Genomic DNA, 12,832 nt, shown 5'->3' with positions numbered 1-12,832 from the left:
ACCTCGTCGGCCCCCGAGCGACTCCGTGTGACGTCCGTCACAGCGACGCGCGGCGTCCTGCGGCATTGATCTGCCCATCGACGGCGGAATGGTCCGCCCGACCTGACAAGGAGTGGACGGCAATGCAGAACATGGAACAGAAGAACTCGGAAGTCCGCGAGTTGAACGATGCAGAGCTCGAGGCGATCAGCGGCGGCTTCTTCTTGGTGGACGCTGGGCGCTGGATCATTCGCCGTTTGAAAGGTGATGGCGACCTTCGCCGTGCGACCGACCGCCCGAACTGAACTCATCTTCCGGACTGCCCCCCCGCGGCGCAAGCGGCGTTCGCGGGGGTCTCGCGTCCGATCTGTCGCACTCAGCGCCCCGCCTTCTCTCACCCTCCCGCCATCAAATCCTTCGCCAGCGCCATGTAGGCCGGCAGCGTGACGGGGTCGTTGGCGGCGTTTCCGGCGGCGGGGTGCGAGGCGTAGCGCGCGATCACCATCTCGGCTTTCGGATCGATATAGATGCCCTGGCCGTGAACGCCGCGCGCCATGTAGGCGCCGTGCGCGTTGTGCGTCACCCACCACTGGTTCCGGTAGGACGCGCCGGGCAGCGTAGTGTAACCGGCCGGCTTGAATTTCTCGGGATCGCCGCCGCGCGCGATGTCTTCCACCACCGTTGACGGCACGATCTGGCGGCCGTTGAAGCGGCCGTGATTGCGGATCGTCTCGCCGAAGCGGGCGAGATCGCGCAGCGTCGTCGAAAGCCCGCCGCCGCCGCTTTCGGTGCCGATGCGGTCAACATGATAATGCGCGTCTTCTTCGGCTCCCATCGGCGCCCAGATCCGTTCGGAGAGCAGATCGGCCAGCGTCATGCCGCTCGCGCGCCTGATGATCCAGGCCAGCACGTCGGAATTGACGGTCTTGTAAGCAAAAGCCTTGCCGTGTTCGCCCTGCTTGCGCTGCGTGCACAGGAAATCGAAAATATTGGTCGCGCCCTCATAGCCCGGCTCGATCGGCGCCATGCCGTTGGCGCGCCGCAACCCGAACACGCCGGAATTCCTGTCGGTATAGACTTCGGTGTATTCGAGGCCCGTAGTCATATCCATCGCCTCGCGCACCCGCGCGTCGCCAAACGCGCTGGCCTTCAGCTCCGGCACATAGTCCGTGACCGGCGCCTGCGGATCGATCTTGCCCTCCGCAATCAAAATGCCGGCGAGCGTGCCGGTGAACGATTTTGTGACCGACATCGCGATATGCGGCTTGTGCGGCTTCAGCGCGCCGAAATAACGCTCGTAGATCAGCTTGCCCCGGTGCAGCACCGCGATCCCGTCGGCATAGGTTTCCTCGAGCATGCGCTCGAACGTTATCGGCCGACCATCCATCGTGACCGACTTGGACGCGCCGATATCGTGCTCCGCACGCGGCAGCACGGACGCGGGCCCTGCCCCGCGCCAGACGTTTACGGTCGGCACCAGTTGGCGGATATTGCTCCAGGCCCAGCGCAGTTCGGGGAAGCTGCGGAACGAACCGTTGTGGAAGGTGATAGTCTTGTCGGGCGACGGCGGGAAGCCTTGCATCCAGCCGAGGGTTTGAGGGTCGGTCTCGGCGGCGTTGGGTGTCGATTGATTGGCGGCGGTTGCGACGGACATGAGGACTGGCTCCGCAGGGGCGATAGAGGATTCGTAGCACGGGGCCGCGCGGGAGGCAGCCCGCGTTTGAGGCTGAGGGTTATGCGTTCGCATGCTCGCGGCACCCCTCTCCGTCGTTCCCCCGATGCGCAATTGCGCATCGGGGAATGACGGAGGCTACTCGTTGATCTCGGGCTCGACCAACTTCGCCAGGTTTCGCAGCGACTCCTGCCAACCGAGATAGCAAGCCTCGGCTGGAATGACATCAGGCACGCCGGCCTGCTCGATATTCACCTCGGTGCCGACCGACACCTTCGTCAGCGTCACGGTCACCTGCATCTCGCCGGGCAGGTTCGGATCATCGAACGTATCGGTGTAGCGCAGGCGTTCGCCAGGCACGAGTTCGACATATTTACCGCCGAACGCGTGGCTTTTGTCCGTCGTGAAATTCCGGAAGGACATCCTGAACGTACCGCCGACCTTCGGTTCCAGATGGTGCACGGTGCAGGCAAAGCCGTTCGGCGGAAGCCATTTCGCAAGCGCATCCGCTTCAAGGAACGCGCGATAGACTTTCTGTGGGCTGGTTGTCAGGACACGGTGCAAGCGGATGGTGCTGGGCATGCTGATGGACCTTCTTGGATTGCAGGTTGGTGCCCTCAGGACGAACGAGGCTTGATCGAGCCGACATGGGATCTGGGATTTTTTTGTAAAGGGATCTCATGCTTGTTCGGCCTACGGTAGCACGGGTCCGCATTCTCGCGGCACGACATGCCCGAGCTATTGCTTTGGTTTCGCCCCCTGATGACAGAGGGCGCAGGGAAGGCCGGGTGCGCGCTGCACCCGCGGTCTCGTGTGCGATTGTGCAACAAGATGGTGCACACGAGCATACAGGGCAGCGGGGAACACCCAGCCTTCCCTGCGCAATGGCTTTACGGCTTATGACGCGCTCTCCCCGGTGAGACGGCCTCTATTGCCACCGTCGCCTCTGGTCAGCGTTAGCCTCCCAAAAGCTTGACGCCGTTACGGGCGCCAGGACCACACGCTTTTGCCGTACGCCTCTGCCGCGCCCGTCAAGCGCAACATCGGCGTCCATCGCAACCCGCCCAACGTTCGTGACGATGGCCGACGCCCCTCTTGGCAGGACGGGATGGGCAAATATGTGCCGGTGATTTGGGGTGCATGGAAAGGGAAATATTTTTGATTTTCGCAATTTTTCGGCTTGACACGAATTCCGCTAATCCGAAGTTATTTGCCCGTCGGGTTGTTTTGTCGCAAGAGCCGGCGCAACTTCGTTGTTGCGTGCGAAGCGACGCAGTTCGTAGGGCGGGTTAGCGAAAGCGTAACCCCGACCACGAGTTCATCGGGTGCTCAAATCATCACCTTTCGCGCCACAACGAACGGCCGCGCGTCCTTACCGCGCGAGGCGTGGCGCGCAAGTTCGATGATTTCAAATCCCGCCGACGCGATTTCGCGCTCCAGGTCCTCCGCGGACAGGAACGTCACATGGGGCGCCTTGCCGATGAGTTGCGCCAAGGGCACCGCGATCCGCAGCAGCGGATTCATTTCCTTCAGGCATGGCGTCTTCGAAAGGAACAGCCCGCCAGGCCGCAGCAGCCGATGGATGCCTCTCAAGACCGCGGCGCGGTCGGCCACCAGATGCAGGACATTGAAGCCGAACGCGACGTCAAAACTTCCGCCGGGCCACCGCGCCGCCTCGGGCCGCGCCACCTCGAACGTGATATTGCCGCAGCCTTCGGCGTGAGCCTTCTCACGCGCGATCGCGATCATTTCGCCGGACAGGTCCGTCGCCATGATGCGCCCGACCGATGGCGCAAGTCTAAGCGCCGTCGTTCCCGTCCCGCATCCGAACTCGAAAGCCGCCTCATTGCCGTTGAGATAATGTCGCGTTCGCTCCAGCGTGCGCTCATAGCCCGGCATATCGGCGATCGGATCGGCGGCATATTTGCGCGCGATACGGTCCCAGAACTGCGCATCATTTGCGGTACGAAACATGGCGTCCCCTGTGCGGAGGCTTCTAGCATATACGGAGGAATTGGGAACTTCGGATGGCAGTCCGTAAGATGGCAGCCCGTAGGCGGATTGGCGTAAGCGTAATCCGCCGCTCGGTCTGTTACAAAGGCAGCGGATCACGCCTTCCGCCTTCGCTCTGCGAGCTACGGCGGACAAGTCGGCTAATCCACCCTACGAGCTGTCCCCGCTCCCTGCTCGCCGAGCGCGGCGATCGCCACGCTGGGCGGCAGCCCGAACACGCTGCTGAACACGCGCGAGAGATGCGCCGTATCGGCGAAACCGGCATCGATCGCAGCCGTCCGCACCAGTTCGCGCCCGGCCATGCTCACCGCCGCATGCTGAAGCGCCGACCACAGCTTGAACCGGCGAAATGTCAGCCCCGTCGACGCCTTGAAGCAGCGCAGCGCCCGCGTACGCTCCATGCCGAGATATCGGACCAATTCGCCCTGCGTCACGCGCCGCATCGGATCAGCCTGCATCGTCCGCACGATCTCGACAATTTTCGGCGGCAGCGGCGCGGTCGCAAAGGCGAGCCTTGCCCGCAACTCCTCCGTCGCGCCGGGATCGCCGCCAAGTGAACGGCGCGCCAGCCTTTCGAGGCTGCCCTTCAGCACGACCGCCAGCGGGGCATCGAAGGGAAATACCAGTCCGTTGAGGAAGATGACGTCGGCCCCCCGTTCCGAGACCCGAACACTGTGCACGATCCCTGGCCGAACCAGCAGGACGTCGCCGGTAACGCTCACGTCCTCATGTTCCAGTGTAATCGGATCCGTCCGTCCCACCAGCACCGCAGTCACGACGTTTGGATGCGCCGCGAGGCGTGGGACCCCGATGGGCAAGATCGTGCTGGTGAACGGCGATTGCGCTGACGGCATGGTTCACATCATCGGCGACTTTGTGGTTTGGCGCAAATCCCCGATCAGCTAGACGATCCTTGAGCCTTCCTTGCCCCAGTAGGAATCGCGAACCAGGCGCTTGTACAGCTTGCCGTTCGGGTGGCGCGGTAACTCCGGCACGAAGTCGAACAGGCGCGGCGACTTCACGTGGCTGAGGTTTTTGCGGCAGAAGGCGGCGAGCTCCGCCTTCAGCTCGTCATTGGCGTCCGCCCAGTCGGCGGGCTGGATCACCGCGACCACCTTCTCTCCCATTTCCTCGTCGGGCGCGCCCACCACCGCGGCGTCGACGACCCTCGGGTGGGTGATCAAGAGGTTCTCAATCTCCTGCGGATAAATGTTCACGCCGCCGGAGATAATCATGAAGCTCTTGCGATCGGTGAGGTACAGAAAACCTTCTTCGTCGACCCAGCCGACGTCGCCGAGCGTCGACCAGCCGTATTTGTTGGTGTTCTCGGCGATCTTCTCCGGCGCGTTATGATAGGTGAGCGGCGCGCCGCCGCCGAAATAGACCGTGCCCTCGGTCCGCGGCGGAACCTCCTCGCCGTCCTCGCCGACAATGTGCAGTTCACCGAACACCGCCTTGCCGACGGTGCCTTTGTTGGTCAGCCAGTCCTGCGGGCTGACATAGCTGGCGCCGTTGCCCTCACTCCCGGCGTAGTATTCGTGGATCACGGGTCCCCACCAGGACAGCATCTGTTCCTTGACCGGGACCGGGCAAGGTGCCGCGACGTGGACCGCCGACTTCATCGACGAGACGTCGTACTTCGCCCTCACCTCGGGCGGCAGCTTCGTCATCCGCACGAAGTGGGTCGGCACGAACTGGCCGGCGTCGATCTTGTGCTTTTCGATCAGTGCAAGGGCCTGCTCCGGGTTGAACTTCTCCATCTGAACGACAGTGCCGCCCATGCGATGGACGCTCATGCACAGACGCAGCGGTGCGGCGTGGTAGAGCGGCGCCGGAGAGAGATAAATGCAGTCCTGATGGAAGCCGAACAGGCTTTGGGCCATCATGGTCAGGACGTCGGGTCCGTCGATCGGCGCACCCGTCAGCGGGGGCTTGATCCCCTTGGGCCGGCCGGTGGTGCCGGAGGAGTAGAGCATGTCCGAGCCCGCGCTCTCGCCGGCGATCGGCGTGGTCGGCATGGCAGCGCGGGCAGCCTCGAAGCGCTCGAAGGGCGTGCGGGTTTCGCCCACCATGAAGTGCCCAACCCCCGGCAGCAGGGCCGGCATCTGGTCAGCCACCGGGCCGACGCCCGGCGAGGAGATCAGCAGTTTTGCTTCGCAATCCCTTGCGATGTACTCCACCTCGCCCGCGGTCAACGCCGAGGAGATACAGGCATAATAGAGGCCGGCTCGCTGGGCAGCCCAGGCGATCTCGAAAAACCGCGGGTGATTGTCCATGAAGATAGCGATGACGTCGCCAGTCTTCAGACCGAGCGACCGGAACAGATGCGCGCCCTGGTTGGAGCGCTCATCGAGCTGCTGGTAGGTCACCGTCTCGCCGCTGCCCGCCATGATGTAGGCGGCACGGGCTGGGCGGGATTTGGCGTGGACGGTCGGATGCATCTGGCGCTTTCCCTAGCGCTGGATGCCGGCGCGGGCGAACGCCGCCTGCGCTTCGCCGCCGTTCATGTAGACATCCTTGCGCGTCACCTCGCCGCGCGAATTGACCGTCACCACGTCGAGCATCTCGACCCCGGCCGTGAACGGCGCGCCGCCAGGCTCCTTGAGCGCAAGCACCATAGTCCATTCGAACACCCAGTGCTCATCGCCATAAAACCTGCGGCCCATCTCGAACGAGAAGTCGAATTTTGCGAACGTATCGATGCAGCGTTGCCGCAAGGCCTCGCGCCCATGGACGGCGGCGGAACCGTCATGGACATGGAAGACCGTATCTTCCGAATGGAGCGAGGCAATCAGATCGGGGCTCTTGGTCTCCCAGCCGACGTGGTAGCGTTCGAACACTTCCTGAAGCGGGGTTTTGTGTTTGTTTGCAAGTGCAGTCATTGCCATGGCTTCCTCCCTTTGGTTTGGAGGAAGCTAGCGCGGGTTGCGCGTTTTCGCGTTGAACAAACGTGCGCCCCGTTGCGGAACGCACCGAGCCACTAATGCGTCATGGTGGAACGACGCGGTGGATTACGCCTTCGGCTAATCCACCCCTATGGGCTCTTTACTCAACAGCCGTGTCGCATAGGATATGACGCTTGTCGACGCGAATGGCTGTGTTCGACGTCTGGGGGACGATCTTTGGCATTTGGCGTCTTCATCCATCGGTCGAATTCTATCTACGAAGATACTCCCGCTGAGCAATACCAGTTTCCTAGTCAATATCTTGCCCGCGTAGAGTCCTGCATTGGCGACTGGATCATCTATTACGAGCCAACGAAAGCGCAGGAATCACGGGGCTATTTTGCTATCGCCAGGGTGCAGCAGGTCATTCCCGACCCAAGTACGCCGGGCATGTATATCGCGGTCATTGAACCAAACAGCTACCTGGATTTCGCCAATCCGGTTCCGTTCCGTGACATTGACGGACTCCTTGAGCGGGGCCTCCTGAACGAACAAGGTAAAATTTCCGGGCGCGCTCAGTCCGCCGTACGACCCATTTCACCTGCGGACTTCAACCGGATCACCGAACTTGGCCTGGCCGAGGAGACGGCATTGCTGCCGCGCATCGATGCGCCACCCGCGTCCCCGGGCATGCAGGAGACGCAGTCGTCCTTCCAATACGAGCAAGAACGGAGTCGCGTCGCTTTTTTGACTTCCCGTATAGTCAGAGATCGCGTGTTCCGCCGCGTTGTGCTTCGCGCCTATGATGCCCGCTGTGCGATCACTTCATTGAAGCTTATCAACGGCCACGGTCGAGCCGAGGTCGAAGCCGCCCACATCAGGCCGGTCGAAGCCAACGGCCCGGATATTGTAAGTAACGGACTTGCGCTTTCTGGAACCGCGCACTGGATGTTTGACCGCGGCTTGATCACCATCTCGGACGATCACGAAATACTCGTCTCGCGTCACGTGAACGATGAAGCCGGGGCGCGCGCCATCATTAACAAGACGGGGCGCATTCTCGAGCCGGCCCGCGCGGCGGACCACCCTCACCCGCACTTCCTGCGGTGGCATCGCGAAAACCGCTTCAAGACTTGAGCGGGATCACTCCCACTCAATCGTCCCCGGCGGCTTGCTCGTCACGTCATACACCACCCGGTTCACCCCCTTCACCTCGTTGATGATCCGGGTCGCGGTTTCGCCCAGGAATTTCATCTCGAAGGGATAGAAGTCCGCGGTCATGCCGTCGGTGGAGGTGACGGCGCGGAGGCCGACGACGTATTCGTAGGTGCGGCCGTCGCCCATCACGCCGACGGTTTTGACCGGCAGCAGCACGGCGAAGGCCTGCCAGATCGCATCGTAGAGGCCGTGTTTTCTGATCTGGTCGATATAGACCGCATCCGCGTTGCGGAGGATGTCGAGCTTTTCCTTGGTGATGTCGCCGGGGCAGCGGATGGCGAGGCCGGGGCCCGGGAACGGATGGCGGCCGACGAAAATTTCGGGGAGGCCCAGTTCGCGCCCGAGCACGCGGACTTCGTCCTTGAACAACTCGCGCAGGGGTTCGACCAGCTTCATGTTCATGCGATCAGGAAGGCCACCGACATTGTGGTGGCTCTTGATCGTCACCGACGGGCCGCCGGTGAAGGAGACGCTCTCGATCACGTCGGGGTAGAGCGTGCCCTGCGCCAAAAAGTCCGCGCCGCCGATCTTTTTGGCCTCGGCATCGAACACGTCGATGAACAGGCGGCCGATGGTCTTGCGTTTTACTTCGGGGTCGGTGACGCCTTCAAGCTCGCCCAAAAATTGCTTGGAGGCATCCACGTGCACCAGCGGAATGTTGTAGTGGTGCCGGAACAGGTTGACGACGGTCTTGGCTTCGTCGAGCCGCAGCATGCCGTGATCGACGAACACGCAGGTGAGCTGGTCGCCGACCGCCTCGTGGATCAGCACCGCCGCCACCGCCGAGTCGACGCCTCCGGAGAGGCCGCAGATCACCCTGCCCTTGCCGACCTGGGCTCTAATTTTTTCGATCGCCTCCTCGCGGAAGGCGCGCATGGTCCAGTCGCCGGTGAGGCCGGAAACTTTCCGGACGAAGTTGCGGATCAGTTTGGCGCCATCCGGCGTGTGCACCACTTCGGGGTGGAACATCAGGCCGTAATATTTGCGCTTCTCGTCCTGGATGACCGCGAACGGCGCGTTGGCGCTGACGCCCGCGACCGAAAAGCCCGGCGGCATTTTTGTGATGCGGTCGCCATGGCTCATCCAGACCTGGTGCTTTTCGCCCATGCCCCAGGTCGATTCGAACAGCTGGCTCGCCGCCTTGACCTCGACATCGGCGCGGCCGAATTCGCGGTGATGGCCGCCCTCGACCTCGCCGCCGAGCTGGGCGGCCATGGTCATCTGGCCGTAGCAGATGCCGAGCACGGGAACGCCGGAATCGAAGATCAGCTGCGGCGCGCGGGGCGAGCCGGCTTCATGCACCGATTCCGGGCCGCCGGAGAGGATCACCGCTTTCGGCTTCATCTCTTTGAAGGCGGCTTCCGCCTTCTGGAACGGCACGATCTCGGAATAAACGCCCTCCTCGCGCACGCGGCGGGCGATCAGTTGCGTCACCTGACTGCCGAAATCGACGATCAGAATCTTGTCGTGCGCCGAGGCCACCGAGGGCGTCGACTCTGCTGCGGGCTGTGCTGCTGTCATGGACAGGAATTACGCGACAGGGGCCGTACTCGCAACCGCACAAACGGGGGACTCACATTCTTATGTGGGCGGTGGACGGGAGGTATTTGGGTAGGTATTATTGAACTGATTTGCGCCGCGGGCTCGGTGCACCTCTCCCGCTTGCGGGGGAGGTCGGATCGCATCGCAAGATGCGATCCGGGTGGGGGAACTCTCTCCACTCGGGCAGTACGACTCGCGGAGGCACCCCCACCCCGCCCTCCCCCGCAAGCGGGAGAGGGAGCGCACCGCCAACTTGGACACATCCGATTCTCACCAAGGCTCCCCCCATGAAAATCCCCACCCTGCCCTTCACCGTCACCGACTGGAGCAAGATCGCGCCGACGACGCACAAGGGCGAGACCGGTCAGGCGATTTGGCGGACGCTTGATATCGGCGACCTGCGGGTGCGGATGGTCGAGTACACGCCGGGCTACCTCGCGGACCACTGGTGCGATCGCGGGCATGTGCTCTATGTGCTGGAGGGCGAGCTCGACAGCGAGTTGCGGGATGGGCGGAAGTTCAAGCTGACGGCGGGGATGAGTTATCAGGTGTCGGATTTCGGCGATGCGGCGCACCGGTCGTCGACCAAGACCGGGGTGAAGCTGTTTATTGTGGATTGAGGAATCGTAGGTTTCGTAGCGTGGGTTAGGCGAAGCCGTAACCCACCGCCGACACGAAGAACGAAGATGGTGGGTTACGCTGCGCTAACCCACCCTACGCAGCACCGACACAAAAAACCCGTCCGTCCCCGTCCGCCGCGGCGTCATCAGCCAGCCTTCCGGCGTTTCCAGCGCCGCCTTGGCAAAATCTTCCGCCTTGTCCCACAGCACGCCCGCCGTCTGTTCCGGCGGCACCATTGCAAACTCTGGATGGCGCCCGACAAAGCTCCTCACCTGTGCGCCGTTCTCCGGCGGCAGCACCGAGCACGTGATGTAGGCGATCCGGCCGCCCGGCTTCACCAGAGCGGCCGCGCGATCAAGCACTTCGGCCTGGTCCTTCAGGCGAACTTCGAGCGCGCCGGGGCGCATCCGCCATTTGGCGTCGGGGTTGCGGCGCCAGGTGCCGGTGCCGGTGCAGGGCGCGTCGATCACGACGAGGTCGGCCGAGGCGTGGATGTCGGCCAGCGGGTCGGCGTCGCCCTTCGGCGTGCGGACGTCGGCGTTATGAATGCCGGCGCGCGACAGCCGCTCGTGGATCGGCGCGAGCTGGCGCTTGTCGTGGTCGGTGGCGATCAGGCGGCCCTTGCCCTGCATCATCGCCGCCAGCGCCAGCGTCTTGCCGCCGGCGCCGGCGCAGAGGTCGATCACCTGCTCGCCGGGTTTTGCCGCCGAGAGCAACGCCGCCAGCTGCGAGCCTTCATCCTGCACTTCAACGGCGCCCTTGATAAAGTCCTCCTCGGCATGGATGCCGGGGTTGCGGGCGTCGGCGCCGAGTTCGATGCGCAGGCCGATCGCGGACCATGGCGTCGGCTGCGCGCCGAGATGAGAAAGCCGTGGCAACATCTTCTCGCGGTTGGCTTTTAGGGTGTTAATGCGAAGGTCGAGCGGCGCCCGGCTGGCCATCGCGGTGGCCTCGGCGACGCGGTCGTCGCCGAAAACCTCCATCAGATGCGCATCCAGCCATTCCGGGTAATCGCCGGCGATGTGCGGCGGCGCGCCGTCGAGGGAGCGCGAGGTGAGCGCCGAGCGTTCGCCGTCGCTGAGCGGTTCCGGGGCGAAGCGGCTGCCGTCGCAAAGGGCCGAAATCGCGTCGGCATCGAGCTTGCGCTCCAGCTTCAACATCCCGAGCACACGGGCCCGCGACGTGTCGGCATCCATCAGCCAGGCGCTGGAGGCGCGGCGGCGCAGCACGTCCCAGATCAGGCCCGAGATCGCCGCGCGATCGCCGGAACCGGCATAGCGGTGCGCGGTGCCCCACTCCTTCAGCGCCTTGGCGGCGGGAACGCGCTGGGCGTCGATGGTGTCGATCAGTTCGATGGCTGCGGACAGCCGGGCGGCGGGGGTCATTCAAAGCTTTCGGTTCGAGAAGGGCGCGTAAGGCTCAGATCAGCAAGAGCATCTTCAGCGCGAAGTAGATCCACATCGCCAGCAGCACAAGGACGCCGGCGAACCAGGCCAGCGAGCGGGTCCGGACGTCGTTCGACGTGACAAAGATCCCGGCATGGGCAAAGCGCGTCACGACGAACACCCAGGACATCAGCAGGATGAAGAAATCGGCCTTGCGCAGCGGCAGCGCCAGCGCGATCAGGATGTAGAACAGGACCGGGATTTCGAACTGGTTGCTGTAGCAATTGCCGATCTTGGTGGCCTTTTCGGGCCAGTTCGGCTGGCGCAGCGCGATGTCCTTCAGGCTGGTTTCCCTCGCTTTCAGGGCACCGGTCCGCGCCGTGGCCATCCACAGCAGCAGCGCAAAGGTGAGCCCGACCTGGGCAAAGACAGGCAGCAGGACCAGTTGAATCGACATCAGGACGCCCATGGGAATCTCCCCGCAGGGCGTTAGCCGCCCGCATCAACCAATAGCGGGGGTGTCGCCCTGTGACAAATCGGCAGCCGCGTCCGCTTGAACCGCAATCGGCGCCGCCGTGACCTACTGCTGGAGCGCTCAGGTCATTCCGATCGGAACGGCTCCGCCGCTTCGAGATGGCCCGATGAACATCACCTCACCGCTTCTAACCGGCGCGGCCCGTGTGGCCGAAGTACCCGGCGATTCCGTGACCTCCCTGCTCAGAATGGTTGGCGCCGGAACCGGATGGTTCGACGACAGCGTCGATGGCGGGCTTGGCATCGTGATGTCGACGCTGGCCGGTGTCGCCGCCGCGCTGGCGGTGGCGATCGTGCTGTCGGTCTATTTCCGCAGCGGCACCCGCAGCCCGCGCGACCTTTTCAAGCACGGCCTCGCCGCCGTCGTCGTGATCGCCCTCGTCGCCTTCGTGGTCTACGACGTCAGGCATGCCGCGCTGGCCTATCTCGGCATCAATCCGGCAAAACCCGCGGTGGAGTTCGAAATCCGGCTGCCGAAGGCGGCGCTGACCGCAATTGCCGATACCCAGGTGGAACTACTGACCGACCGGAACCAGAAGCTGGCCAAAGTGCAGGATGCGCTGGCCGCGACATCGGACGGCCGCAGCGTGCTGAAGGGAACCGTCACGCTCGACTACCGCACCACCGAACGCATGGTGGTGCTCAATCTGCCCGGGCGAGCGCAAACCCAGTTCAGGCTGCGGCTGCCGGCCAGCCCGACGCATTCCGACAAGTTCGGGCCGTGGCATCTGGCCGACGGCATCACGCTTGCGAAGGGCGACACCGTGACACCGGAGACGCATAACGCTTTTGCGATCCGCTACCGCGTGCTGTGAGCCGATCTCTTTTCCCTTCTCCCCTTGTGAGAGGGAAGGAAGACGCGGCGTTCTCAATTCGAACATCTTTTCAAACAATCCTTCAAACAACCTTCGGTTGCCTGTCGTCGGACGGGTCGGCTACCATTGGAATTTCATCATTCCGTCGCCGACAAATCTATAATCGGC

Annotated in this window: 13 protein-coding genes; 4 read left to right on the top strand and 9 right to left on the bottom strand. The window is 63.4% G+C overall.

What is annotated here, in order from left to right:
* Positions 1–122: 122 nt before the first annotated feature.
* Complete coding sequence (locus ABIE49_RS37690) at positions 123–284, top strand: hypothetical protein (protein ID WP_192739654.1); 162 nt, start codon at positions 123–125, stop codon at positions 282–284.
* 89 nt (positions 285–373) lie between these two features.
* Here the strand turns inward: ABIE49_RS37690 and ABIE49_RS37685 are convergent, their stop codons facing one another.
* From ABIE49_RS37685 to ABIE49_RS37660, 6 genes are all read right to left on the bottom strand, one after another.
* A complete protein-coding gene (locus ABIE49_RS37685; protein WP_192739655.1) occupies positions 374–1,633 on the bottom strand; it encodes a serine hydrolase domain-containing protein in 1,260 nt (419 codons plus the stop codon).
* Between the two features lie 156 nt (positions 1,634–1,789).
* Positions 1,790–2,233: an SRPBCC family protein gene (locus ABIE49_RS37680; protein ID WP_192739656.1), complete on the bottom strand. Its 444-nt coding sequence runs from the start codon at positions 2,231–2,233 to the stop codon at positions 1,790–1,792.
* A 747-nt stretch (positions 2,234–2,980) separates the two neighbouring features.
* Positions 2,981–3,625, bottom strand: a complete 645-nt coding sequence (locus ABIE49_RS37675; protein ID WP_192739657.1) for a class I SAM-dependent methyltransferase — start codon at positions 3,623–3,625, stop codon at positions 2,981–2,983.
* Between the two features lie 179 nt (positions 3,626–3,804).
* Entirely contained in the window at positions 3,805–4,518 is a 714-nt protein-coding gene (locus ABIE49_RS37670; RefSeq protein ID WP_192739658.1) for a helix-turn-helix domain-containing protein, read from the bottom strand.
* 48 nt (positions 4,519–4,566) lie between these two features.
* Positions 4,567–6,105 (bottom strand): acyl-CoA synthetase, encoded by a 1,539-nt coding sequence (locus ABIE49_RS37665; RefSeq protein ID WP_192739659.1) that lies wholly within the window; start codon positions 6,103–6,105, stop codon positions 4,567–4,569.
* A 12-nt stretch (positions 6,106–6,117) separates the two neighbouring features.
* Complete coding sequence (locus tag ABIE49_RS37660) at positions 6,118–6,552, bottom strand: nuclear transport factor 2 family protein (RefSeq protein ID WP_192739660.1); 435 nt, start codon at positions 6,550–6,552, stop codon at positions 6,118–6,120.
* A gap of 234 nt (positions 6,553–6,786) precedes the next feature.
* On the opposite strand from ABIE49_RS37660, the gene ABIE49_RS37655 reads away from it, so the two are divergent.
* Complete coding sequence (locus tag ABIE49_RS37655) at positions 6,787–7,686, top strand: HNH endonuclease (RefSeq protein ID WP_192739661.1); 900 nt, start codon at positions 6,787–6,789, stop codon at positions 7,684–7,686.
* A 6-nt stretch (positions 7,687–7,692) separates the two neighbouring features.
* On the opposite strand, the gene guaA is transcribed toward ABIE49_RS37655, so the two are convergent.
* Positions 7,693–9,288, bottom strand: a complete 1,596-nt coding sequence (gene guaA, locus ABIE49_RS37650; RefSeq protein WP_192739662.1) for a glutamine-hydrolyzing GMP synthase — start codon at positions 9,286–9,288, stop codon at positions 7,693–7,695.
* 308 nt (positions 9,289–9,596) lie between these two features.
* On the opposite strand from guaA, the gene ABIE49_RS37645 reads away from it, so the two are divergent.
* The gene (locus tag ABIE49_RS37645) at positions 9,597–9,929 is read left to right on the top strand and encodes a DHCW motif cupin fold protein (protein WP_192739663.1); all 333 of its coding nucleotides are present in this window, start codon (positions 9,597–9,599) and stop codon (positions 9,927–9,929) included.
* Positions 9,930–10,013: 84 nt separating this feature from the next.
* Here ABIE49_RS37645 and ABIE49_RS37640 read toward each other — a convergent pair whose 3' ends face one another.
* Complete coding sequence (locus ABIE49_RS37640) at positions 10,014–11,315, bottom strand: RsmB/NOP family class I SAM-dependent RNA methyltransferase (RefSeq protein ID WP_192739664.1); 1,302 nt, start codon at positions 11,313–11,315, stop codon at positions 10,014–10,016.
* Between the two features lie 34 nt (positions 11,316–11,349).
* Positions 11,350–11,772, bottom strand: a complete 423-nt coding sequence (locus ABIE49_RS37635; protein WP_192739738.1) for an MAPEG family protein — start codon at positions 11,770–11,772, stop codon at positions 11,350–11,352.
* A gap of 184 nt (positions 11,773–11,956) precedes the next feature.
* Here ABIE49_RS37635 and ABIE49_RS37630 point away from each other — a divergent pair, with 184 nt between their 5' ends.
* Complete coding sequence (locus tag ABIE49_RS37630) at positions 11,957–12,664, top strand: acriflavin resistance protein (protein WP_354067183.1); 708 nt, start codon at positions 11,957–11,959, stop codon at positions 12,662–12,664.
* The last annotated feature ends 168 nt before the right edge of the window (positions 12,665–12,832 follow it).

This window comes from Bradyrhizobium sp. OAE829 (assembly GCF_040546575.1).
In the GTDB taxonomy this organism is placed as follows: domain Bacteria; phylum Pseudomonadota; class Alphaproteobacteria; order Rhizobiales; family Xanthobacteraceae; genus Bradyrhizobium.
The sequence above is the reverse complement of the archived record's forward strand: the minus strand, read 5'-3'. Positions and strand labels throughout refer to the sequence as shown.